Here is a 24,193-nt window from a genome sequence, read left to right on the forward strand (position 1 = left end):
GCATCAAAAATTGCCCTGGGCGCAAAGCCCAGGGCAATTTTTTTCCTTGCAAGAGGGGGAAAAATCGGGTACTCTGAATGGAGAACCAAACGCAGGGGGAATACCCAATGAAACGATTGACAACTGGAATCATGGCCCACGTGGACGCCGGGAAAACCACCCTCACCGAGGCCATGCTCTATTTGACGGGCAACATCCGTCACCTGGGCCGGGTGGACCACGGGGACGCCTTTCTGGACACCCAGGAGCTGGAGCGGGAGCGGGGCATCACCATCTACGCCAAACAGGCTATCTTACGCCGGGGAGACTTGGAGCTGACCCTGGTGGACACCCCGGGGCACGTGGACTTCTCCGCCGAGACGGAGCGGGCTCTGCAAGTGCTGGACTGCGCCATCCTGGTGGTCAGTGCCGCTGACGGGGTCCAGGGCCACACCGAGACCCTGTGGCAGCTGCTGGAGGAGGCGGGGGTGCCCGTCTTTCTCTTTGTCAACAAGATGGACCAGCCCAATGAGGGAAAAGACGCTATACTCAAACAGCTGGAGGGGCGGCTGGGCCACGGCTTTGTGGATATGGCAAACCCGGAGGCCCGAGGCGAGGGCGCGGCTTTGTGCAGCGAGGAGCTCATGGAGCGGTACCTATCTGGGGAGGAATTTACCCAGGAGGAGCTGGCGGCCCTGGTGGTGCAGCGGCAGCTGTTCCCGGTGTACTTCGGCTCCGCCCTCCAAGTGGAGGGGGTGGAGGAGCTGCTGGACGGCATTGAGGCCTATACTCTGGAACCGGAGTGGCCCCAAGACTTCGGGGCCCGGGTCTTTAAAATCACCCGGGACGAGCGGGGTGAGCGGCTTACCTGGCTGAAAGTCACCGGAGGCCAACTGCGGGTGCGAGAGGTGCTCCACGGACCCAACTGGGAGGAGAAGGTCAACCAGATTCGCCTCTACTCCGGGGCCAAATTCACCGCGGTGGACGTGGCACCCGCCGGGACAGTGTGCGCCGTCACGGGCCTCACCCGCACGACGGCGGGGGAAGGCCTGGGGGCAGAGGAGAACTGGACCGGTCCCCGGCTGGAGCCGGTGCTCTCCTATCAGGTGATTCCCCCGGAGGGGGTGGACGCCTCCACCTTGCTGGAGCGGCTGCGCCGCCTGGAGGAGGAGGACCCCCAGCTGCAAGTGGAGTGGGAGCCACACGCAGAGCAGGTGCGAGTGAAACTCATGGGCCAGGTGCACCGGGAGGTGCTGGAGCGGGAGCTGCGCCGCCGCTTTGATTTGGATGTCACCTTCGGCCCGGGCAGCATCGTCTACTTGGAGACCTTAGCCAAACCTGTGGAAGGGGTGGGGCACTTCGAGCCCCTGCGCCACTACGCCGAGGTGCACCTGCTCCTGGAGCCTCTGGAGCGGGGGGCGGGGCTGCAAATTGACACCGTGTGCTCCGAGGACGTGTTGGACGGCAACTGGCAGCGGCTCATTCTCACACACCTGGTGGAGCGCCAGCACGTGGGAGTGCTCACCGGGTCCCCTATCACCGATTTGAAGCTGACCCTGCTGACCGGCAAGGGCCACTTGAAACATACCGAGGGGGGCGACTTCCGCCAGGCCACCTACCGGGCCATCCGCCAGGGACTGATGATGGGGGAGACCATCCTGCTGGAGCCCTGGTACACCTTCCGCCTGGAGGTGCCGGGGGAGAGCGTGGGCCGGGCCATGACCGACGTGCAGCGCATGTGCGGGGAGTTTGAGGGCCCCCAGATGCGGGGGGAGATGGCGGTGCTCACCGGGTCCCTGCCCGTGTCCGAGGTGGGGGACTACTGGAGCCAGGTGGCCGCCTATACCCAGGGCCGGGGCCGGTTCTCCTGCCGCCTGGACGGCTACCGCCCCTGCCACAACACCCAGCAGGTGGTGGAGGAGCGGGGCTACGACCCAGACCGGGATGTGGACAACCCCTCGGGCTCGGTGTTCTGTGACCACGGGGCGGGGGTGCACGTGCCCTGGAATGAGGTGCGCTCCCACATGCATGTGGACAGCGGCTGGCTGCCAGAGGAGGAGCGGGCCCGCAAGGCCCAGCCCGCCCCCCAGTTCCAGCGGGGCTACGCCTCCCAGGTGGCCCTGGACAAGGAGTTGGAGGAGATATTTGCCCGCACCTATGGGTCGGTGAAGCCCCGGGCCTTCCACTCGGTGAAGGCCACCACCAAGCCCAAGGAGCGGCCCTGGAAGGGGCTGAAACAGCGGACGGGGAAGGACTACCTGCTGGTGGATGGATACAACATCATCCACGCCTGGGAGGACCTGTCCGCCCTGGCCCGAGAGGATTTGGACGGGGCACGAGCCAAGCTCATTGACTTGCTGCGCAACTACCAGAGCTGGCGAGGATGTCAGGTCATCGTGGTCTTTGACGCCTATAAGGTCAAGGGCGGCAAAGGAGCGGTGGAACAGCTGGGGGACCTGTACGTGGTGTACACCAAGGAGGCGGAGACCGCCGACATGTACATTGAGCGCACCACCTATCAGCTCAGCCGGGACAACCGGGTGCGGGTGGCCACCTCCGACGGCCTGGAGCAGATGATCATTCTGGGCCACGGGGCCCAGCGTATGTCCGCCGCCGAGCTGAAATACGAGACGGACCAGGTGATGGACCAGATTCGGGACACCATCGGATGAGAAAAGACCTCCACAACCGGGAAGCCGATTGTGGAGGTCTTTTCCTCACAGGGACAACACAAATTGCAGTGCCGTCCGGGGGGTGGTGGACCCGTGGTGCCGCTCCCAGGCGATGGCCTGCTGGTGGAGCTGCTCCTGGGGCAGGGGGCACCCATGCTGGGCGGCAAATAGATCCACCAGGTCCAGGAACTCGCTCCGGCTCAAGCCCTGGTACAGGATGCGCAGGCCGAAGCGGTCGGCCAGGGAGGTCTTTTCCCGGATGGTCTCGTTGCGGTCCATCTCGTCGCCTGCCCGCTCCGAAATGGTCTGCCGCACCAGGTGGCGGCGGTTGGAGGTGGCATAGATGGCCACGTTCTGGGGCCGACGCTCCACGCCGCCCTCCAGAATGGTTTTCAGCACCGAGTAGGTGGGGTCGTCCCGGTCAAAGGTGAGGTCGTCGATGAAGATGATAAACTTCAAGGGCTGACCCTCCAGAGAGCGGATGAGGGCGGGCAGGCCGGACAGGTTCTCCTTGTCCGCCTCAATGAGGCGCAGCTGCTCCATTCCGGGCAGGGTGAGCAGGTGCTTGACGGTGGCGGACTTTCCGGTGCCGCTCTCGCCGTAGAGCAGTACGTTGTTGACGTACTTCCCCGCCAGCAGCGCCCGGGTGTTCTGCACCACCTGATTGCGGTGGTGCTCGTAGCCCATGAGCTGCTGGCTGGTGGGACAGTCGGGGTGGGGCACCGGGACGAGGGTACCGTCCTCCCACACAAAGGCCTTGTGCCGGGCCAGGGGTCCCACGCCCTCCTGGCGATAGGCCCGGGACAGAGAAGGAAGAACGAAGGGGGGCGCAGGGGGCCAGATAAGCATCTGGGACAGCAAGGGGCGTAGTTTGGCAGGAGTCGCAGCGGTGATAGCATCCAGCCATGTTTGGCTGGAAATCAATCCAATTTGGTTAAGAGTGTTGATGTCCAGCTTGGCGGCATACTCCAGGTGCTCCGGGCAGTCCCCCTTTGCCATGGCGGTGGGGTAGGGCCCCTGGGACCAGCGCAGGGCCTCATAGAGCCAGTGGCCCAGGCTGGGGCTTCCGGAGCGCTGCATCTCATAGAAGAGCTGGCTGTAGTGTTGGGCGGCGGTCAGGCCGTCCCCTGTCTCCAGGGCCTGGGACAGCTTGGACAGGGCCACCAGCACCGGCTGGTCCAGCAGGTCCCGGTAGACGGAGAGGGTGGACAGACCGATATGAACATGGGAGAGTTCCATGGAAAACACCTCGTCGTTTCTCTAGTGTGATAAAGTCATTATACAAGTTTTTTCCTCCTATGGCAATGGGGAGAAAAGTGTGCTATACTCAGGGAAATGAGACGAGGAGGTCTTGTGGTATGGAACTCATGGAAAAAACACTCACCAGCAAGCTGGTGTATGACGGCGGCCTTCTGAAGGTCCACTACGATACGGTGGAGCTCATCAACGGCCGTACCTCCTGGCGGGAGGTCATCCGCCACCCCGGCGCTGTGGTCATGGTGCCCATTGACGATGAGGACAACATCTACCTGGTGCGCCAGTACCGCTACCCCTATGCCAAGGTACTCCTGGAAGTGCCCGCCGGCAAGCTGGAGTACGGCGAGGACCACTTTGAGGCGGCCAAGCGGGAGCTCAGCGAGGAGATCGGCGCCGAGGCCCGGGAGTGGATTCCCATGGGTGAGATGCTGCCCACCCCCGGCTTCTGCGACGAGCTCCAGCACGTGTACCTGGCCCGTGGCCTCACCTTCGGCCAGATGCACCCCGACGAGGACGAGTTCCTGGAGCGGGTGAAGATGCCCCTGTCTGAGGCGGTGGAGATGGCCATTGATGGCCGCCTGGAGGACAGCAAGACGGTGGCCTCCATTCTGCGGGCCGCGGGTCGGCTCAAGAAGCTGTAAAAAGGTCGGGCAGCTGCCCGGTGCGCCTGCGGTATTGAACCAGCTCAAATTGGATAAAGGCGGCAATCAAAATAAGCCCCGCCGCCAGCACCTCCCACTGGGCAGCGCAATGCTCTGCGGCGTTGGCGGGGTCTGTCTCGTTTAGAGCCTTGAGAGCCTGGGTGAGAAAGAACCCGGAGCTGCCCAGGGTGAGGGCGGTCTCGCCGCAGCGCAGGGGATAAAACCCGGTGGTCTGTCCGGCCTCCGCCCGGTATAGGGTGTGCACTGCCATCAGGGCGGCCACCAGCACCGCCATCAGAAAGGAAAAGTCGGAATCGGCACTCCGGTCGGGACTGGTGGGCTGGTCCATGCATCTACCCCCTTTTTGCCATCCTATGCGGCGAAATGGAAAAAAGTTCACATGAAAAATCCCCCTTTCTCATAGAATGGAAACGCTATGAGAAGGGGGGATTTGTTTTGAGCGCCATGTGGTCGGGGACGCTGCTGCTCACCGCCACCGGGCTGTTTGCCCAGGTGGTGGGCTTTTTGTACCGGATGATGCTCTCCCGGCTCATTGGGGCGGAGACCATGGGGCTGTATCAATTGGTGATGCCGGTGTACTCCATGTTTATGTCGGTGACGGCGGTGGGCCTGACGGTGGCGGTGTCCACCCGTGCCGCCCGGTGCCATGCCCTGGGGGACGAGGCGGGGGTGACCCAGGTGTTGGGGGCGGGCCTGCGCCGCTTCTTTGCCCTGGCGGTGCCCCTGGGGGCGGTGATCGTATGGTGCTCAGACCCCATTTCCGTGTACCTGCTGGGGGATGCCCGCACCCGGCTGGGCATTGTGCTGTTGGTGCCCTGCGTCCTCCTCACCGGGGTGGAGAACCTGCATAAGCACTGTTTTTACGGCACCGGGCGGGTGCGCATCCCCGCCACGGTGGAGACCATGGAGCAGTTGGTGCGGGCCGGGGCGGTGCTGGGCCTGCTGGTGTGGCTGCTCCCCCAAAACCAGGAGCGCACTGTGGGCCTCATTGTGCTGGGTATGGTTATCTGCGAGGTGTTTTCCGCCGTGTCCCTGGTGGTGCTCTTTCAGCGCACCCGCCCACGGGGCCTGGCCCGGGACCCGTCGGTGGCAAAGGGCCTGTGGTCCATCGCCATCCCTGTGGGCCTCACCTCGGTGCTGGGCACCATCTTGGGCTCGGCCAATGCGGTGCTCATCCCCGCCAAGCTGGTGGAGGGGGGCATGGAGTCCGGGGCGGCCATGTCCGCCTTCGGTGTCCTGTGCGGCATGACCATGCCCCTGCTGGCCCTGCCCACCGGGTTTATCGGGGCGCTGTGCTTGACCATGGTGCCCGACCTGTCCCGGCGCACCGCCCACGGGGACGCCCGGGTGGCGGCGGGATTTTTAAACCGAATCATGTCGGTGACCATGCTGCTCATGGCCCCCTGTATGGCGCTGCTGGTGGTGATGGGCCCCACCGTGGGTCAGCTCCTGTTCCAGCAGCAGCGGGTGGGGGAGTACATCCTGCCCCTGGCAGTGGGCACCCTGATGACCTGTGTGCAGTCGGTGCTGGGGGGCGCCCTCAACGGCCTGGGACTCCAGGGCAAGGGGGCCAGAAATGCCATTGCCAGCGACGTGGTGCAGCTGGCCTTTACCTATGGCACGGTGTCCACCTGGGGTCTGCAGGGCTTTGTAGTGGGCTTCGTCCTCTCCTCCCTGGTGGGGATGGGGATGAACCTGGCCTCAGTGCTCCACGCCACCGGGCTCCGCCTACGGCTGTACGCCTGGTTTGTCCGCCCGGTGCTGTCGGCGGTGCTGGTGGGGCTGTGGTGTCGGCTGCTGTTTCAGTGGCTGCTGGGGGCCGGGGTGTGGCTGGGCACCACCTGTGTGGTGTGCGTGGTGGTGGGCACGCTGCTCTATGTGGCCGTGCTGCTCATGCAGGGGCTTTCAGTGTTTGGTTGGTTATGGGCAAGGAGGGGGAAGAAAACGTGAAGGTTTCCATTTTGATTTCCACCGGGGGCGGGGACGCCTCCAACTATCTGGAGGCGGTGGAGCGGGCCGGGGGCCAGGGCAGCGCCGTATACCTGCCCCAGCCGGACCTGCGCTATGACGGCCTCATTCTGGCCGGGGGCGGCGATATGCACCCGGCCTGTTTCCACTCGTTGAACCGGGGGTCCCGGGACATGGACCTGCCCCGGGACCGGCGAGAGCTGGCTCTGCTGGACGCCTTCACCGCCGCCCGCCGTCCAGTGTTGGGCATCTGCCGGGGCCACCAGGTGGTCAACGTGTGGGCGGGGGGCAACCTGGTGCAAAACCTGGACAAGACTCTGGCCCCCTTCCACCAACAGCCCCAGGGGGATTGCCTCCACCCGGTGCGCACCCGGAAGGGCTCCTGTATGGACGCCTGGTATGGGGCGGTGGGTACCGTCAACTCCAACCACCACCAGGGCCTGGGCAAGCTGGGCCGGGGGCTGGTGGCCACCGCCTGGTCCGAGGGGGAGGTGGTGGAGGCCATGGAGCACCGCACCCTGCCCCTGTGGACGGTGCAATTCCACCCCGAGCGGATGGGTGAGGCGGGAGCGGTGATTTTTTTCCAATTTGTCCAGCTGTGCCGACGCTTGAGGGGAGACGGGGAAGTGTGATATACTAATGTTTATCGAATAAACCGCAGATCGGTTTATTCGCGCGGCGGTAGCCGCGCAATTCCATAAAATCGGCTCAAAGGAGCCGATTTTATGGAATTCACCCATTGGTACAATGCGTATTTCCGCTGGTGCGTTGAGACACACCAGCGGGAGGTGCAAGGTTTTTAGACAATTTGGTCTAAAAACCTTGCACTTGAACAAAGTCAAAAGGACTTGAAAGCCGTAGTTTTCAAGTCTTTCGGCTTTGTTCAGTACGCATTATACTAAGGGGGATTTTTTGACCTGGAGGTAACCCCATGCTGCCCATCGAACAACTGCCCATCCCCCTTCTGGAGTGGTACCGAGACAACGCCCGCACCCTGCCCTGGAGAGAAGACCCCACCCCGTACCATGTGTGGGTGTCCGAGATCATGCTCCAGCAGACCCGTGTGGCGGCGGTGCTGGACTACTACGCCCGGTTTATGGCGGAGCTGCCCGACGTGGCCGCCCTGGCCCAGGTGCCGGAGGGGCGGCTCATGAAGCTGTGGCAGGGGCTGGGCTATTACAGCCGGGCCCGCAACCTCCAGACCGCCGCCCGGCAGATCATGGAGGAATATGGCGGCGTCTTCCCCTCCCAGTATGACCAGGTGCGGGCCTTGAAGGGAGTGGGGGACTACACCGCCGGGGCCATCTGCTCCATCGCCTTCAAACAGCCCGTCCCAGCGGTGGACGGAAACGTCCTCCGGGTGGTCACCCGCATCAACGGGGACGAGCGGGACATCACTGCCCAGGCCACCAAGCGGGCTATCGCCGCCCAGCTCAGCCCCATCATCCCCCTCCACGCCCCGGACAAGTTCACCCAGGCCATGATGGAGCTGGGCGCCACGGTGTGCCTGCCCAACGGAGCGCCTCAGTGCCAGCGGTGCCCCGCCTGGGACTTCTGTGTGGCCTATGCCCAGGACAGCTGGGGCCGCATTCCGGTGAAGGCACCCAAGCGCCCCCGGCGCATTGAGGAGCGGACGGTGTGGCTGCTCATTCATGAAAACCGGGTGGCCCTGCGCCAGCGTCCCTCCAAGGGGCTGTTGGCGGGGCTGTGGGAGTTCCCCAATGAGTTGGGCACTCAGCTGCCCCCGGAGTGGACGGGGGACATGCCCCGAGGCCGTTTTGGCGGGGTGGCCCGGCATATCTTCACCCATGTGGAGTGGCACCTCACCGCCCAGGTGGTGCGCCTGGAGGAGGACCAGCTGCCCACGGGCTGGGTGTGGTGCACCTGGCAGGAACTTGCCGACATTTACGCCGTGCCCAACGCCTTTGCCGGGGTGATGGACGTGGTGAAGGAGGAGATTCAGGAATGATCTGCAATCTGTGCCCCCGGCAGTGCGGGGCGGAGCGTACCCCGGAGGTGGGAAAGGGCTGGTGTCGCCTGCCCAGCGTGGTGAAGGTGGCCCGGGCGGAGTTGCACCACTGGGAGGAGCCCTGTATTTCCGGCACAAAAGGTGCCGGGACAGTGTTCTTCTCCGGCTGCACCCTGGGGTGTGTGTTTTGCCAGAACGGGCCCATCAGCCATGAAAACCAGGGCAAAGCGGTGACAGAGGACGAGCTGTATGCCCTCTTTGAAAAGCTGGCGGGGGAGGGGGCCCACAACATCGAGCTGGTCACCCCCACCCAGTACATCCACGTGCTGCAAAAGGTGCTTGCCCGTCCCATGCCCGGCAACCTGCCGGTGGTGTGGAACTGCGGCGGCTACGAGCGGGTGGAGATACTCAAAAGCCTGGAGGGGAAGGTGGACGTATACCTGCCTGACCTGAAATATGTGACGGAGGAGTTGGCGGGGAGGTACTCCGCCGCTCCGGACTATCCTTCCACCGCAAAGGCCGCCATTGTGGAAATGTTCCGCCAGACGGGCCCCGTGCAGTTGGAGGACGGAATTTTGAAACAAGGGGTGGTCATCCGCCATTTGATTCTTCCCGGACGCCTTGCCGAGGCCAAGCAGGTGATGGACTGGGTGTCGGAGCAGTTCGCCCCCGGCGAGGTGCTGTTTTCTCTGATGGCCCAGTACACCCCCTGTGGAAATTTGGAGCAGTTCCCGGAATTGCAGCGCACCATTCGCCCCTCCGAGCTGAGAGCCGCCCGCAATTATATGGACGCCCTGGGCATTCAGGGCTATGTGCAGGAGCTGGAGGCGGTGGGGGAGAAATTTATCCCGGACTGGAACATGAGAGAAAATGAATAATGTAGAATGAAAAATGAAGAATGCAGGCCCTGAGGGCTTTGCCGGATTTCCGGTGTTGCTGGGTGTAGGGGAGGGGCTTGCCCCTCCCGAATCCCCCAGGGCAAGACGGGGGTAGCCACGGGCCGGGCAAGCCCGGCCCCTACCACAGCACCACAAGAAGTGCGGCGGAGTCCTTTGGCTCCCTCCGTCATGGCTTACGCCATGCCACCTCCCTCCCTGAGGGAGGCTTTTTTATGCGTTGATGGGAGAACTACCGGGGCAAGGTGGCATAGAGGTGTAAAGAAATGTAAACTTATTGAAAATGAAGAAGGATAATGGTAAGATATGAAAAAGAAAAGCAGAACTTACCCATATAAATAATGAAATAATCCAAAGTCATATATAATAAATATTGATGAGAGGTATATAACTATGGAGTTGAATATGGATAATCCATTTAGACCAAAGATATACCGGGGCAAGATTGCGTGTGTCGGTAATAATGGCGGCACATACTCGGAAACTATACGGTATGGGTTTAGAGATGCTGCATACATATTATTTGATGGTGTAGTGAAGGACAGAAAGTGTTCTGAGGATGAATTAGTCTATCCAATTGTATATTGTTGTCGACATAGTATAGAGTTATCTCTTAAAATTGCCATAGAAAACATTCTACAATTACAGAAACATAGAGAAGAAAAATACAAAAAATTGAATTTTCCTGGCGAATTAAGTGACAAGATAAAAAAGACTTTGGTGCATCATTCAATTGAAGACCTAGATGGGGTCTTAAAAGAGATCATTGCTGTTATTGGAGACAGCAGGCTGGAGAGTGGGTATCTGGACATCTCTGTTTTGTTGCAAGACTATTTCTTTGATGATAAAGGGGATGCGTTTCGATATGCTCGTAGCCTAGATCAGACACCGATTCTGGCTAGTAATGGAATTCATTCTATAGCAATAGCTACACTGAAAGAAAAATTTAGAATGATTATGGAGTTCTTTGATGGTTATTTGAGTGATATATACACTATTGCAGATGAATATTCGTTAGGTACTTTTACAAAACACTTATCACGCAGTGATTTGGAGGAAATCGCTCGTGAGCTACCACAATGTGATCGTTGGAGAGAACCAGAATTTGATGATATAAGACAACGGTTACGTGATAAATATGACATTTCTGGAAATGAACTATCTGAAGCCATAAGCATTATAAAAGAACATCTGTTTTTTTGCAGCTTGATTGGAAAAGAACATCAAATTGGTGGAATTAGTGACGATGAACTGAAAATTTATGCGAGGTACAGTGTGGAAATGTGTAAACTTTCCGAAAATGAAGGAAACGAAGAAGAAAATGGGCACTTTACACAGTCATCGCTAGAAAAAATACATAATTATTATAAAAAACAGAATGAGTTTTCTGTAGGGCTCTCTATTGAGAGTATTTCACTTTTAGCTGCATTTAGTAGTTTTGGAAAGAAATATTATAAGTGCTATGCAGAGAGATTTAACAGCCTATGGGATGATTTTAAACCTGACTCTGATACTGATAAGCCCGGACTTTTAAATAGAATACAAGATATTGAATTGGTATTAAAAGGTATGGAAAGATGTGGCCAGACGACGTACATTAGAAAGATAAGAGCTGCTTTGTCTATGGTAAAAGAATAAAGTATTACACATGAATTGATGCGTTCCAAAGATACACCACCCCCCGGACTTCCACAGTCCGGGGGGTGTCTTGTGCATATCTAAAATTAAAACTCAGCGTTGCCCACGGTACGGGGATGCAGCTCCACGTCTCGGATGTTGCTGATGCCGGTGAGGTACATCACCATGCGCTCGAAGCCCAGGCCGAAACCGGCGTGGCGGCAGGAGCCGTAACGGCGCAGGTCCAGGTACCACCAGTAGTCCTTGGGGTCCAGACCCAGCTGGTGCATGCGCTCCTCCAGCACCTCGATGCGCTCCTCACGCTGGGAGCCGCCGATGATCTCGCCGATGCCGGGCACCAGGCAGTCGGCAGCGGCCACGGTCTTGCCGTCGTCGTTGAGGCGCATGTAGAAGGCCTTGATGTCCTTGGGGTAGTCGGTGACGAACACGGGCTTCTTGTACACCTGCTCGGTGAGGTACCGCTCGTGCTCGGTCTGCAAGTCGCAGCCCCACTCCACCTTGAAGTCGAACTTGTCGTTGTTCTTCTTCAAAATCTCGATGGCGTCGGTGTAGCTCACACGGCCAAACTCGGAGTTGGCCACCAGCTCCAGACGCTCCTTCAGGCCCTTGTCCACGAAGGAGTTGAAGAAGTTGATCTCGTCGGGGCACTTCTCCAGCACAGTGCGGATGATATAGCGAATCATGTCCTCGGCCAGGTCCATGTCGTCGTTGAGGTCGGCAAAGGCGATCTCCGGCTCGATCATCCAGAACTCGGCGGCGTGGCGCTGGGTGTTGGAGTTCTCAGCCCGGAAGGTGGGGCCGAAGGTGTACACAGAGCCGAAGGCCATGGCGAAGTTCTCGGCGTTGAGCTGGCCGGACACGGTGAGGTTGGCCTTCTTGCCAAAGAAGTCCTGGGACCAGTCCACACTGCCGTCGGGCAGGCGGGGCGGGTTGTTCACGTCCAGGGTGGTCACCTGGAACATCTCACCGGCGCCCTCACAGTCGGAGGCGGTGATGATGGGGGTGTGGACGTACACGAAGCCCCGGTCCTGGAAGAAGCAGTGAATGGCGTGGGCAGCCACAGAGCGCACCCGGAAGGCCGCAGAAAACAGGTTGGTGCGGGGACGCAGATGCTGGATGGTGCGCAGGTACTCCACGGTGTGGCGCTTCTTTTGCAGGGGGTAGTCGGGGGCGGACACGCCCTCCACCGCCACAGAGGCGGCCTTGATCTCCAGGGGCTGCTTGGCCTCGGGGGTGAGCACCACGGTGCCGGTGACGATGAGGGCAGCGCCCACGTTCTGGCCGGTGATCTCCTTATAGTTGTCCAGGACGTTGGCGTCCAGCACGATCTGGAGATTCTTGAAGCAGGAGCCGTCGTTGAGCTCCACAAATCCAAAGGTTTTCATGTCACGGATGGTGCGGGCCCAACCCATGACGGTGACCGTCTGGCCGGAGAGCTTCTCGCTGTCGGCAAAGACGGAGGCGATGGTGATGCGATCCATACTACTTCCCTCAATTCTCAAATGATCTATCCGAACACAAGGATTTGTGTCAAAGGCGTTGATGATACACGCCAGGTTTTTCGGTTGTCCCGTCAGGGGCAAGAAAAACGGCAATTGATAACAGCCGCCGTGCGGCTATTATACCATTTTCTGAAGATTTTGCAAGGGCTGAGGGAAAAAAGAGGGGGGAGCTAGGGGTTCTTTTCCCGTGTGGCCCGCTTTTTCAGCAGGGTTCCCACCCCGTTTCCCATCAGGGCGCACACCAGGGAGATACCCCCGTGGAAGAGGGCGGAGCCGTTGAACAGCAGAAACACCGCCGCCACAGACAGCAGGGCGCAGGCCGCCGGATACAGGGGGGAGAAGCCATGGCGGTGGCCCAAGGACACCCCCGAGCAGAAGGTGCCGATGGGCAGCAGCAGGAAGGGAAAATACACCCCAGAGAGGACGGGCACGTCCTGGGGGTCCAGTAGGCGCAGGAGCGCGGGCAGCCCTAGACATAGCCCCAGGGCGAACACCAGATAGGGCAGCGTCTCCCGCCAGTGGAGCAGAGACGGACCGGGGGCCAGCCCCAGTTTGGCTCGGATGGCGGCCACCTCCACATACCAGCCCACCCAGCGGCCCAGCCACACCAGCACATAGATGGACGCTAGGAGGATGAGGCAGAAGGCAGCCCCCGCCCCGCCAAAGTTCAGCCCGCCCCACAGGGCCACGGTGGCGGCCATGAGGGCAAAGTGGGCCAGGGTGCGAAGAACTAGGGTGCGGCCACAATCGGCAAAGGGGAGGGTGGACACCCCGATCTCTGCCCCCAGGAGGGCAAAGAGCAGATAGGACAGCAGGATTCCCCAGCATGCAAAGGGGGCGGGGAAAGAGCAGGTGGGGTAAGAAAACACGGCGGAAACCTCAGGGCCCAAGAAAGCCCGTGTCCCCAACACATACATCAACAGAAAATGAACGGCAATTCCAGCTAGAATGCCCAGCGTAATGCGGCGCTGTGCCTGTTTTGTGTCGTCAAAGAGCATACCTTACCCTCCTCTCATAGATCCAATGCTTGCTTGATCTTCTTCACATACCGCCGGGATACATACACGATGGTCCCGCCCGCCAGGGTCATTTTGATGGTGCCCGTGAGGGACAAATCCAGAGCGGTGACGTGGTTTAAGTTCACCACCTCCGAGTGGGACACCCGCACCAGCCGGGTCCCGGCCAGGGCCTCCTCCAGTTCATACAGCCGCTCCCGCACCGTATAAATCCCCGTGGTGGTCTGGCAGGACACCCCCTTGCCGTCGGCGTAAAAGCGGAGGATGTCCGAGAGGGGAAGGAGCCGGGCCTCACCGTCCCGGAAGACGGTGAAGGTGGAGGGGGCGGCCAGTTCTTCCAACTGGCGTACCAGCTGTTCCACCTGGGGGGAGCGGGCGGGGGCGTGGATGACCACCTGGGTCTGGGTCAGCTGGGGGTCGATGTGCACTTCCACTTTCATGGTGTTCCCTCCCTTCTCTTGGTACTTTGAGTATACGGAAAATCCGGGGTGTTGTCTACCGATTGGGAACAGGCGGCCTGTTTTTCGGGACAGGTGGAAAACAAACGGGCCGCAAGAAGCACTTGCGGCCCGTTGGGGTCAATGTTCAAACACGTTGGCCACCCGCTGGAGCTGCTGGATGACTTCCAGGTGCTGGGGACAGGCCCCCTCACACTGGCGACAGGAAATGCAGGCCGAGGCGGGTGCGCCTTGGGCGCACAGCTCCCGGTACTCCTTCTTGTGGGGAAGCCCAGGCTGGCCCAGGGTGCGGTTATACAGGGCAAACAGGGCGGGGATGGGGATGCGCTGGGGGCAGCCGTCGGTGCAGTAGGAACAGGCCGTGCAGGGGATGGTGCCGTCTGCCTGAATCTGCTGGGCGGCCTGCTCCAGCACCGCCACCTCCTGGGGAGTGACGGGGCGGAACTCCCTCATATACCCGGTGTTGTCCGCCACCTGCTCCAGGGAGGACATGCCGGAGAGCACCATAAACACGTGCTCCAGAGAGGCGGCAAAGCGGATGGCAAAGGAGGAGGGGGAGGCGTTGGGGTCCAGGGCGGCGAACATCTCCCGCACAGCAGGGGAGGGATTGGCCAGCTTGCCACCCTTTACCGGCTCCATCACCACCACCGGCTTGTGGTGGGCCACCGCCACCTCGTAGCAGCGGCGGGACTGCACCTTGGGGTTCTCCCAGTCCAGATAGTTGATTTGAAGCTGGACAAAGTCCACCTCAGGGTGCTGGGTGAGCACCTCCTCCAGCAGCTCGGGGGTGCCGTGGAAGGAGAAGCCCGCCTGACGGATGTACCCTTCCGCCTTCTTCTGCTGGACAAAGGCGAAGCTGTCCAGCCGCTGGGCGATCTCGTAGTTCTCGTCGTCGATGCAGTGGAGCAAATAGTAGTCGAAAAACTCCACGCCGCAGCGGCTCAGCTGGAGCTGGAACATGTCGGCCTGCTCCTGGGGTGTTGCCTCTTTCAGCTTGGCCAGGGGCAGCTTGGTGGCCAGGGTGAAGGAGTCCCGGGGGTGGCGCTGCACCAAGCAGCGGTTCACCGTCTCCTCACTGGTGCCCCCGTGGTAGAAGTAGGCGGTGTCAAAGTAGGTAAAGCCCCGCTCCAGAAACAGGTCCACCATCTGGCACACCTGGGGGAAGTCGATGGAGGTGTTGTCCTCGGCGTCCAGAAGGGGGAAGCGCATACAGCCAAAACCTAGTTTTTTCATGGGTAGTGCCTCCCTCTTACAGCAGGATGACCCCGGCGTCCCGGCAGGCCTCCAGGGTCTGCTGGTCCCACACAGAGGCCTGGACCTCGCCGATGTGGGCCTTGCCCAGCAGGTACATGGACACCCGGCTCTGGCCAATGCCGCCGCCGATGGTCAGGGGCAGCTTGCCCTCCAGGAGCATCTTGTGGAAGGGCAGCTCCCGGCGGTCGTCGCACCCGGCCAGGGTGAGCTGGCGGTCCAGGGACTCGGGGCTGACCCGGATGCCCATGGAGGAGATCTCAAAGGCGCTTTCCAGCACCGAGTTCCAAACCAGCAGGTCGCCGTTTAGGTTCCAGTCGTCGTAGTCCGGGGCACGGCCGTCATGGGGCTTGCCGGATTTCAGGGGGGCGCCAATGCCCATGAGGAAGGTGGTGGGGTGGTCCTTCACCCAGGCGCTCTCCCGCTCCTTGGGGGACAGCTCCGGCCACAGGTCCTCCAGCTCCTGGGCGGTGACAAAGGACACCTCCCGCTGGATGGTGGGCAGGGGGGTGAGCTGGGGATAGACCGCCCGGAGGGTGGACTGGGTGTCCGCCAGGGCTGCCACAATGGTGGTGACGGTGTTCTTTAAGTACGTCTCGTTGCGGTCCCGGGGGGCCAGCACCTTCTCCCAGTCCCACTGGTCCACGTACACGGAGTGGATGTTGTCCAGGTCCTCGTCCCGGCGGATGGCGTTCATATCGGTGTACAGCCCTTCGCCCACCGAGAACTGATAGCGGTGGAGGGCCAGACGCTTCCACTTGGCCAGGGAGTGCACCACCTGGGCGTCCCGGCCTGCGTCGGGGATGTCAAAGGACACCGCCCGCTCTACGCCGTTGAGGTCGTCGTTGAGGCCGGTGGAGGCCTCCACAAACAGGGGGGCGGAGACCCGGCGCAGATGGAGGGCGCCGCCTAAATTGTCCTCAAACAGGCGCTTTAAAAGACCGATGGCCTTTTGGGTATCGTATAGGTTTAAACAGGGGGAATACCCTGCGGGAATCACAGTGTTCAGCATGGCGCAGCTCCTCCAGACGTTAAGATAGAAAAGATTATACTTCATCACGCTAAAAAATGCAATTTCCGATTTGTATTTTTTTTGATGTGATGTTATAATATTAAGGTATTTTGAAATCCCCGTTCTGGGGGAAATGCACAGCGAAAGGAGAACCTATCCTATGGTTCCAAATTTTAAGGAAAAATTGGAAGAATACGCCCATCTTTTGGTAGAAGTGGGCTTGAATATCCAGCCTGGCCAGATGGTCAATCTGGCTGCCCCGGTGGAGTGTGCGCCTCTGGCCCGTCTGTGTGCCCAGGTGGCCCTGGACCGTGGGGCCAAGGACGTGATCATGGACTGGCGGGACGACTTCATCGTCCGGGAGCGGTACCTGAAGGCAGATAGCCAGGTGTTTGAGGAGTTCCCCCACTACCTCAAGGAGAAGTACGAGTGGCTGGTGCAGGAGGGCTGCACCGCTCTGTCCATCATCGGCTCTGACCCTGAGATGCTCCGGGGCGTGGACTCCACCCGAATCCAGACCTGGCAGCGGGTGCAGGGAGAGAACACCCGGATGTGGCACGATTCCCTCAGCGCCAACCGGTTCCAGTGGTCCATCGGAGCTCACCCCACCAAGGCCTGGGCGGAGAAGGTGTTCCCCGACAAGAAGGGGGAGGAGGCCATTGACGCTCTGTGGGAGGCCATCTTCTCGGTGTGCCGCATCACAGGGGACGGCAAGGCCGTGGAGCGCTGGCGGGATCATGTGGACGCCACGGCCCGGAGAGCCAAACTGCTCAACGAGTACAACTTCAAAACCCTGCACTACACCAACTCTCTGGGCACCGACCTGACCATCACCCTCCCCGACAACCACGTGTGGATGGGCGGCAGCGAGGATACCCCCCGTGGCGTGGAGTTCGTGGCCAACATGCCCACCGAGGAGATTTTCACCGCTCCCCGCTGGGACGGTGTCAATGGCCGGGTATACGCCGCCATGCCTCTGGCTCTCAACGGCAACCTGGTGAAGAACTTCTACATGGACTTTGAAAACGGCAAGATCGTGAATGTCCACGCCGAGGAGGGCGAGGAGTACCTGCGCCACTCCGTGGGCATGGACGAGGGCTCTTCCTATTTGGGTGAGGTGGCCCTGGTGCCCTATGACTCCCCCATCCGCAACAGCGGCATCCTGTTCTACAACACCCTGTTTGATGAGAACGCCTCCTGCCACCTGGCCTTTGGCTCCGCCTATCCCAACTGCGTCAAGGGCGGCGAGGACCTGGACGAGGCAGGTCAGAAGGCCGTGGGGCTCAACCAGTCCATGAACCACGTGGACTTCATGGTGGGCACCAAGGATCTGTCCATTGTGGGTACCACTCAGGACGGGAAGGAGATTCCCGTGTTTGTGGATGGCAACTTTGCATTCTAAACAACATTGAGAATATAAGGAGGAACTGTACCATGGATTACAAGGCACAATATCAGCGCTGGATGGAGAGTCCGGCCCTGTCCCAGGAGGAGAAGGCGGAGCTGACCGCCATTGCCGGGGACGAGAAGGAAATGGAATCCCGCTTTTTCTCCCAGCTCAGCTTCGGTACCGCCGGTCTCCGCGGCACCATGGGTGTGGGCCTGTACCGGATGAATGTACATGTGGTGCGCCACGCCACCCAGGCGTTTGCCCAGGTGATTTTGGAGGAGGGCCCCGAGGCCGCCGCCAAGGGTGTGGCCGTGTGCTACGACTGCCGCAACAACTCCGAGCTCTTCGCCCATGAGGCCGCCTGCGTCATGGCCGCCAACGGCATCCCTGTGCGCCTGTTCGACTCTCTGCGCCCCACCCCCGAGCTGTCCTTTGCCATCCGGGAGTACGGCTGCATCGCCGGCATCAACATCACCGCCAGCCACAACCCCAAGGAGTACAACGGCTACAAGGTGTACTGGTCTGACGGCGCCCAGCTGCCTCCCGGCCCCGCCGACAAGGTGGCCGCCAAGATGCAGGAGCTGGACGTGTTCGACTGCGTCAAGACCATGGACTACAAGAAGGCTCTGGACGAGGGCCGCATCACCCTGATGGGCACCGAGACCGACGAGAAGTTCCTCTCCAACGTCATGGAGCAGGTCAACGACCAGCGAGCAGTGGACGCAGTGGCCGACACCTTCAAGATGGTGTACACCCCCTTCCACGGCACCGGCTATAAGCTCATTCCCGAGGCTCTGCGCCGTCTGGGCATGAAGCACGTGATCTGCGTGCCCCAGCAGATGATCATCGACGGAGACTTCCCCACCGTGGTCTCCCCCAACCCCGAGAACCCCGAGGGCTTCGCCCTGGCCGTGGACATCGCCAAGCGGGAGGGCGCCGACTTCATTCTGGGCTCTGACCCCGACGCCGACCGTGTGGGCATTATGGTGCGCACCAAGGACGACGACTTTGTGGTCATCAGCGGCAACCAGACCGGTGTGCTGCTGCTGGACTACCTCATCGGCGCCAAGACCCGTACCGGAAAGATGCCCGCCAATCCCGTGGCCCTCAAGAGCCTGGTGACCACCGAGATGGCCCGCAAGGTGGCCGAGGACAACGGCCTGAAGTGCTTCGACACCTTCACCGGCTTCAAGTTCCTGGCCGAGAAGAAGGACCAGCTGGAGAGCTCCGGCGAGGGCAATGTCATCATGTCCTACGAGGAGTCCTTCGGCTACATGCTGGGCAGCTTCGTCCGGGACAAGGATGCCGTCACCGCCTCCGTGGCCCTCACCGAGATGGCCGCCTGGTATGCCGGCCAGGGCATGACCCTGTACGATGCCCTCCAGGGCCTGTATGAGAAGTACGGCCACTTCGGCGAGCGCACCATGAACCTGGTGATGCCCGGCCTGGACGGCCTGAAGAAGATGGCCCAGCTCATGGCCGACCTGCGTGCCAATCCCCCCAAGGAAGTGGGCGGCACCGCCGTGGCCCAGTGGAAGGACTACAAGGACGGCAGCGTGGTGGACGCCGCCACCGGCGACCGCACCACCATGGAGCTGTCCGGCTCCAACGTGCTGCGCTACGAGCTGGTGGACGGCACCTCCGTCATCGTCCGTCCCTCCGGCACTGAGCCCAAGGTGAAGGTGTACATCCTGGCCCGTGGCGAGAGCCAGGCCGACTGCGCCGCCAAGGTGGAGCGGTACGCCGCCTGGGCGGAGAGCCTCAAGGGCTAAAAACATCCCAAACCGAAAAAATCCCGCTCCTGAATTGGAGCGGGATTTTTTATGCAGAAAGCTTGCCTGATCAGGGGCCTCGCAGAGTTCCGCCACCCGCAGGTGGCGGAATCAATTGAAAGAACGTCATGTGCCAGGACATGTGCATGGGAAATGACACTTCTCATGGCGGATGGGGTGACTTTTTCGTAAGAAATCGAGCCCCATCCGTCATGCGAACCCCTGGCAAAGAAGTCCGTGGACTTCTTTGCCGAGCGTCAGCTCAGTTCAGGTGCCAGATGTCGTGGTTGTACTGGGCGATGGTGCGGTCGCTGGAGAAGAAGCCGCTCTTGGCGGTGTTGATGAGCATCTTCTTGGACCACTCGGTGCGGTCCTCGTAGTCGCTGAGCAGGCGGCTGCGCACAGCGGTGTACTCCTCCACGTCCAGCAGGGCCATGAACCAGTCCTTGGTCTTTATGTCATTCCACAGAGCCCGCAGGCAGGTCTCGTCGCCCAGAGCCACCAGGGTGGGGGAGACGATGAAGTCCACCACTTCCTTGACCCAGGGGCGGTTGTAGAACTCCTGGGGGTGATAGCTGTGCTGGGCGTACATCTGGATGACACGGTCGCTGGAGGCGCCGAAGGTGTAGATGTTCTCCCGGCCCACCAGCTGGGCGATCTCCACGTTGGCACCGTCCATGGTGCCCAGGGTGACGGCGCCGTTGGCCATGAACTTCATGTTGCCGGTGCCGGAGGCCTCCTTGGAGGCCAGGGAGATCTGCTCGGAGATGTCGCAGGCGGGGATGAGCTTCTCGGCCCAGCTGACGTTGTAGTTCTCCACCATCACCACACGCAGCCAGGGGCGCACCTGGGGATCGGACTCAATGAGCTGGCGCAGGCAGAGAATGAGGTGGATGATGTGCTTGGCCATGACATAGGCGGGGGCGGCCTTGGCGCCGAAGATCACGGTGATGGGACGGGTGGGCAGGATGCCGTTTTTGATGTCCAGGTACTTCTTGATGACGTACAGGGCGTTCATCTGCTGGCGCTTGTACTCGTGGAGACGCTTGACCTGGATGTCAAAGATGGACTGGGGGTCCACCTCCACGTTCTGGCGCTGCTTCAAGACCTTGGCCAGCTGCTGCTTGTTGTAGTCCTTGATGTCCAGCATGGCGCTGAGCACCTTGGGGTCCCGGACGAAGGTGGCGAAGTTCTCCAGCTGGCTGGCGTCCCGGCGCCACTCGTCGCCGATGCAGTCGTCAATGAGGGAGGCCAGACGGGGGTTGCACACCTCCAGCCAACGGCGGAAGGTGACGCCGTTGGTCTTGTTGTTGAACTTATAGCTGTACACGTCGGCGAAGGGCTTGAGCTCCGAAGTCTTGAGGATCTCGGTGTGCAGGGCGGCCACGCCGTTGGTGGAGTAGGTGTAGTGGATGTCCATGTGGGCCATGTGCACCACGTCTTTGTCGTCGATAATAGCCATGCGGGGGTCGGGGAACACGGACTTGGCCCGGCGGTCCATCTCCCGGATGATGGGCACCAGCTGGGGAGCCACCCGCTCGATGTAGCTCATGGGCCACTTCTCCAGGGCCTCGGCCAGGATGGTGTGGTTGGTGTAGGCACAGGCGTGGGCCACCTGGTGGAGGGCGTCGTTCATGGACAGGCCGCGCTCCAGAAGCAGGCGGGTCAGCTCGGGCAGCACCATAGAGGGGTGGGTGTCGTTGATCTGAATGGCCACGTGCTCGCACAGGTTCCAGGGGGAGATGCCCTTCTCGTCCAGCTCCTTCAAAATCAGCTGAGCGCCAGCGGACACCATGAAGTACTGCTGATACACACGCAGCAGCCGTCCGGCCTCGTCGCTGTCGTCGGGGTAGAGGAAGGAGGTGAGGTGGTGGGCAATGTCGCCCTTGTCAAAGTCGATGCCGTCCTTGGGAGCGGCGGCGGGCTTCTCCACGTCAAACAGGTGCAGACGGTTGGCGGTCTCGGTGTTGGCGCCGGGCACGGCGATGTCCCACATCACGGCGTTAAGGGTCTGGTTGCCGAACTGGACGGGGAAGGTGACGTCGGTGGGGATGAGCCAGCCCTGCTCCTCAATCCAGGGATCGGGCTGCTCTTCCTGCTTGTTGTTGCGCAGGTACTGGTGGAACAGGCCGTAGTGGTAGTTCAGACCCACGCCGTCGCCGGGCAGGCCCAGAGCGGCCAGGGAGTCCAAAAAGCAAGCGGCCAGACGGCCCAGACCGCCGTTGCCCAGGGAGGGCTCGGGCTCCTGCTCCTCGATCTCGGCCAGAGTAAAGCCGTTTTTCTCCAGCAGAGCGGACACCTGGTCAAAGATACCCAGGGCCAGCAGGTTGTTGCTCAGCAGCTTGCCGATGAGGAACTCAGCCGAGAAGTAGTACAGCTTGCGGCCGGTGTCCGGGGCAGGGCGCTGGGCGGACAGCTCTTGGGTGAGCTGGAGAAGAGCGTGGTAGACCTGACCCTTGGTGCACTTGGCCAGGGGCTTGCGGTAACGCTCCTTGATGATCGCATTGAGTCTTGCTTGAAATTCCATGGTGAGATTCGCTCCTTTTTGAAAGGTATGGTGCTTTTCAACCTAGCGGTTTTCTGATATGATGGTCATTGATATGACCGGAGGGGGAAGTTTTATGGGAGAGAAAAAAGTGTCCATGCGCCAGATTGCCAAGATCTGCGGCTGTTCACTGGCCACGGTGTCCTATGCCCTCAACCACACAGGGCAGGGGAAGATCAGCAGTGCCACCCGGCTGCGTATCATTGATACGGCCAAACAGCTCAATTATCCCACCACCCGCACCACCCGGGGCAAGAAGAACCGGGCGGCGATTTTGGTCACCCGCCTCCACGGGGAATCGGTGGGGCGGCGGCTGCACCTCACCGACCTGGCCATGCAGCTGGAGGCCCAGCTGTTGGAGCTGGGCATTCCCTCGGTGATCTTGCGCCTGGGGGACCTGGTGGAGGACTGGCGGAAGATTCTGGCGGTGTCGCCCAGCGTCATCTTTGTGCTGGACGGCGGGTGCCGGGCGGTGGCCCATGTGAATCCTCCCTGTGTCACGCCCATGATCTTCGTGGACTGTGACAACGACGACCCTCTCTATTATAAGATTTTGCCGGACTATCCGTCCCTCATGTTGGAGGCCAAGACCCGGTTGGGCCGGGAAGACCTGTTCCTGGTTGCCGAGCCGGTGCGCAGCGGTCAGCTCATGACCCTGCTCTCCCAGGGCTTTGCACCACAGGACGTGTTCTTCCACGACGGCACCCAGTCCCTGTCCCACTTCCTGGAGGCCCACCAGGGCCGGAAAGGCGTGGTGGTGGGGGACTTGCTGGGGGTGGAGGTGTGCGGCCAGTTCCCGCCAGAGGACTTGGCCGTCATCTGCTCCCTGGATGACCCGGGGCTATTCCCGCCCCAGACCACCCTGCTGCCTGCCCCCAATGCGGACAAGGCCAAGGCGGCTGCCTCCGTGGCCTCCGATTTGCTGACACTGGATTATGACCCAACCCAGGGCAACCGCATTCTCGTGAAAGGAAATTTTCCGGCGAACGGGTAAATTTTACTACAAAAACAAAAACACGTCAAAGAAAACTGTGAAAAAATACTACACAAGAATAAAAAGTTCAAATTATAGAAAGTGAACAAACATAGGTGAACAAAAAATGTTCACCGAACAAAAGGACGGTGAATCAGTTGCAGCCCAACGAGTTCAAAGTTTGTTCACAAATTGTTCACCCGGAAATTCGACTGAACAAAACAAAAATCGACCCGTGTTTATTTGCCAAAAAAAGTACATTTCTTCACCGAAACAACGAGCTAACCGAGTAGAGAAGCGAGAAAACCGGAAAATGTGGAGAAAAAAGACTTGACAAACGGAAGAAATACGATATAATTAATGAGTCTGTCCAAGAGGACGGGCAACATCCTTGCCTCCGGCAAATCCGGGGGCCATATGTCCGTAAGGAGGTGCAAAAGTTATGGCAAAAGTGACTGGTAACTACGAGGTGCTCTACATCATCAACCCCAACCTGGGCGAGGAGGAGACTGCCGCTCTGGTGGCTAAGTTCAAGACCCTGGCTGAGAGCCGCGGTACTGTGACTGAGGTGGATGAGTGGGGCAAGCGCAAGCTGGCTTACCTGATCGACGATCTGGCTGAGGGCTACTACGTCCTGATGAGCTTCACCGCCGATCCCGCATTCCCCGCTGAGCTGGACCGTCTGATGCGCATCAACACCGGCATCATGCGCTCCATCATCGTCAGCAAGGAAGCCTGAGGAGGAGGTTGCACATGCTCAACCGAATCATTCTCATGGGCCGTCTGACCCGTGACCCTGAGCTGAGACACACCCAGAGCGGCACCGCAGTGGCGTCCTTCTCTCTGGCTGTGGATCGTGATTTCAAGAGTCGTGACAGTGGCGAGAAGACCACCGACTTCATTGATGTCGTGGCTTGGCGCAACACTGCTGAATTCGTATCCAAGTACTTCGCCAAGGGCCGTATGGCTGTGGTGGAGGGCCGCCTTCAGATTCGTGATTGGACGGATCGGGACGGCGGCAAGCGCCGCTCTGCTGAGGTGGTTGCCGACAACGTGTATTTCGGCGACTCCAAGCGGGACGGCGAGAGCGGCGGCAGCTTCAGCCGTCCCGCCGCCCCCGCTCCCGTGGATTACGGGATTCCTGCCGGCGCCGACCAGTTCGCTGAGCTGGCCGATGACGACGGCGATCTGCCCTTCTAAATAGGGCCCATCATAAGTAAGGAGGTCTGCCAT

General features: G+C 60.4%; 20 protein-coding genes. 12 read left to right on the forward strand and 8 right to left on the reverse strand.

The genetic code is table 11. From position 1 onward, the window contains the following. The first annotated feature begins 107 nt into the window (after positions 1-107). Positions 108-2,651 (forward strand): TetM/TetW/TetO/TetS family tetracycline resistance ribosomal protection protein, encoded by a 2,544-nt coding sequence (locus tag B5F98_RS05695; RefSeq protein ID WP_087370265.1) that lies wholly within the window; start codon positions 108-110, stop codon positions 2,649-2,651. A gap of 45 nt (positions 2,652-2,696) precedes the next feature. On the opposite strand, the gene B5F98_RS05700 is transcribed toward B5F98_RS05695, so the two are convergent. After that, positions 2,697-3,890 carry an ATP-binding protein gene (locus B5F98_RS05700; protein ID WP_087370267.1) on the reverse strand — a complete coding sequence of 398 codons (1,194 nt, stop codon included), beginning with the start codon at positions 3,888-3,890 and terminating at the stop codon, positions 2,697-2,699. A 119-nt stretch (positions 3,891-4,009) separates the two neighbouring features. On the opposite strand from B5F98_RS05700, the gene B5F98_RS05705 reads away from it, so the two are divergent. Beyond that, positions 4,010-4,549, forward strand: a complete 540-nt coding sequence (locus tag B5F98_RS05705) for an NUDIX hydrolase (RefSeq protein WP_087233298.1) — start codon at positions 4,010-4,012, stop codon at positions 4,547-4,549. Here B5F98_RS05705 and B5F98_RS05710 read toward each other — a convergent pair. After that, complete coding sequence (locus B5F98_RS05710; RefSeq protein WP_087370268.1) at positions 4,536-4,898, reverse strand: hypothetical protein; 363 nt, start codon at positions 4,896-4,898, stop codon at positions 4,536-4,538. The genes B5F98_RS05705 and B5F98_RS05710 overlap by 14 nt on opposite strands. A gap of 116 nt (positions 4,899-5,014) precedes the next feature. Between B5F98_RS05710 and B5F98_RS05715 the strand changes: the two genes are divergently transcribed. The 5 genes from B5F98_RS05715 (at position 5,015) to B5F98_RS05735 (ending at position 11,041) form a co-directional block, all read left to right on the forward strand. Then, complete coding sequence (locus tag B5F98_RS05715; RefSeq protein WP_087370341.1) at positions 5,015-6,520, forward strand: oligosaccharide flippase family protein; 1,506 nt, start codon at positions 5,015-5,017, stop codon at positions 6,518-6,520. Further along, positions 6,517-7,170 carry a gamma-glutamyl-gamma-aminobutyrate hydrolase family protein gene (locus B5F98_RS05720; protein WP_158099794.1) on the forward strand — a complete coding sequence of 218 codons (654 nt, stop codon included), beginning with the start codon at positions 6,517-6,519 and terminating at the stop codon, positions 7,168-7,170. Before B5F98_RS05715 ends, B5F98_RS05720 begins: the two co-directional genes overlap by 4 nt. 299 nt (positions 7,171-7,469) lie before the next feature. Beyond that, positions 7,470-8,507, forward strand: a complete 1,038-nt coding sequence (gene mutY / locus B5F98_RS05725) for an A/G-specific adenine glycosylase (protein WP_087370272.1) — start codon at positions 7,470-7,472, stop codon at positions 8,505-8,507. Beyond that, the gene (locus B5F98_RS05730; RefSeq protein ID WP_087370274.1) at positions 8,504-9,385 is read left to right on the forward strand and encodes a radical SAM protein; all 882 of its coding nucleotides are present in this window, start codon (positions 8,504-8,506) and stop codon (positions 9,383-9,385) included. Before mutY ends, B5F98_RS05730 begins: the two co-directional genes overlap by 4 nt. Positions 9,386-9,796: 411 nt before the next feature. After that, on the forward strand, positions 9,797-11,041 hold the full coding sequence (locus tag B5F98_RS05735; protein WP_087370276.1) for a hypothetical protein: 1,245 nt from the start codon (positions 9,797-9,799) through the stop codon (positions 11,039-11,041). An 86-nt stretch (positions 11,042-11,127) separates the two neighbouring features. Here the strand turns inward: B5F98_RS05735 and asnS are convergent, their stop codons facing one another. The 5 genes from asnS to asnA form a co-directional block, all read right to left on the reverse strand. Continuing rightward, positions 11,128-12,522 carry an asparagine--tRNA ligase gene (gene asnS, locus B5F98_RS05740; protein WP_087370278.1) on the reverse strand — a complete coding sequence of 465 codons (1,395 nt, stop codon included), beginning with the start codon at positions 12,520-12,522 and terminating at the stop codon, positions 11,128-11,130. A gap of 191 nt (positions 12,523-12,713) precedes the next feature. Then, positions 12,714-13,541, reverse strand: coding sequence for a DUF3021 family protein (locus tag B5F98_RS05745; protein WP_087370279.1), 828 nt, complete (start codon positions 13,539-13,541; stop codon positions 12,714-12,716). 14 nt (positions 13,542-13,555) lie between these two features. Next, positions 13,556-13,999, reverse strand: a complete 444-nt coding sequence (locus B5F98_RS05750) for a LytTR family DNA-binding domain-containing protein (RefSeq protein WP_087370281.1) — start codon at positions 13,997-13,999, stop codon at positions 13,556-13,558. 138 nt (positions 14,000-14,137) lie between these two features. Then, entirely contained in the window at positions 14,138-15,250 is a 1,113-nt protein-coding gene (locus B5F98_RS05755; protein WP_087370283.1) for an aldo/keto reductase, read from the reverse strand. Positions 15,251-15,266: 16 nt separating this feature from the next. Then, positions 15,267-16,280 carry an aspartate--ammonia ligase gene (asnA, locus tag B5F98_RS05760; protein ID WP_087231862.1) on the reverse strand — a complete coding sequence of 338 codons (1,014 nt, stop codon included), beginning with the start codon at positions 16,278-16,280 and terminating at the stop codon, positions 15,267-15,269. Between the two features lie 160 nt (positions 16,281-16,440). On the opposite strand from asnA, the gene B5F98_RS05765 reads away from it, so the two are divergent. Then, positions 16,441-17,682 (forward strand): aminopeptidase, encoded by a 1,242-nt coding sequence (locus tag B5F98_RS05765; RefSeq protein WP_087370285.1) that lies wholly within the window; start codon positions 16,441-16,443, stop codon positions 17,680-17,682. 32 nt (positions 17,683-17,714) lie between these two features. Continuing rightward, positions 17,715-19,442, forward strand: a complete 1,728-nt coding sequence (locus tag B5F98_RS05770; protein WP_087370287.1) for a phospho-sugar mutase — start codon at positions 17,715-17,717, stop codon at positions 19,440-19,442. A 262-nt stretch (positions 19,443-19,704) separates the two neighbouring features. On the opposite strand, the gene B5F98_RS05775 is transcribed toward B5F98_RS05770, so the two are convergent. After that, the gene (locus B5F98_RS05775) at positions 19,705-21,969 is read right to left on the reverse strand and encodes a glycogen/starch/alpha-glucan phosphorylase (protein ID WP_087370288.1); all 2,265 of its coding nucleotides are present in this window, start codon (positions 21,967-21,969) and stop codon (positions 19,705-19,707) included. A 94-nt stretch (positions 21,970-22,063) separates the two neighbouring features. Between B5F98_RS05775 and B5F98_RS05780 the strand changes: the two genes are divergently transcribed. The 3 genes from B5F98_RS05780 to ssb all read left to right on the forward strand — a co-directional run bounded on the left by B5F98_RS05780 (position 22,064) and on the right by ssb (position 24,160). Then, on the forward strand, positions 22,064-22,981 hold the full coding sequence (locus B5F98_RS05780) for a LacI family DNA-binding transcriptional regulator (protein ID WP_158099795.1): 918 nt from the start codon (positions 22,064-22,066) through the stop codon (positions 22,979-22,981). Positions 22,982-23,402: 421 nt separating this feature from the next. Further along, positions 23,403-23,699, forward strand: a complete 297-nt coding sequence (gene rpsF / locus B5F98_RS05785) for a 30S ribosomal protein S6 (RefSeq protein ID WP_087231877.1) — start codon at positions 23,403-23,405, stop codon at positions 23,697-23,699. A gap of 14 nt (positions 23,700-23,713) precedes the next feature. After that, positions 23,714-24,160: a single-stranded DNA-binding protein gene (ssb, locus tag B5F98_RS05790; protein ID WP_087231880.1), complete on the forward strand. Its 447-nt coding sequence runs from the start codon at positions 23,714-23,716 to the stop codon at positions 24,158-24,160. Positions 24,161-24,193 lie beyond the last annotated feature (33 nt).

The sequence above is a fragment of the Pseudoflavonifractor sp. An44 genome, from assembly GCF_002161675.1.
Lineage (GTDB): Bacteria > Bacillota > Clostridia > Oscillospirales > Oscillospiraceae > Enterenecus > Enterenecus faecium.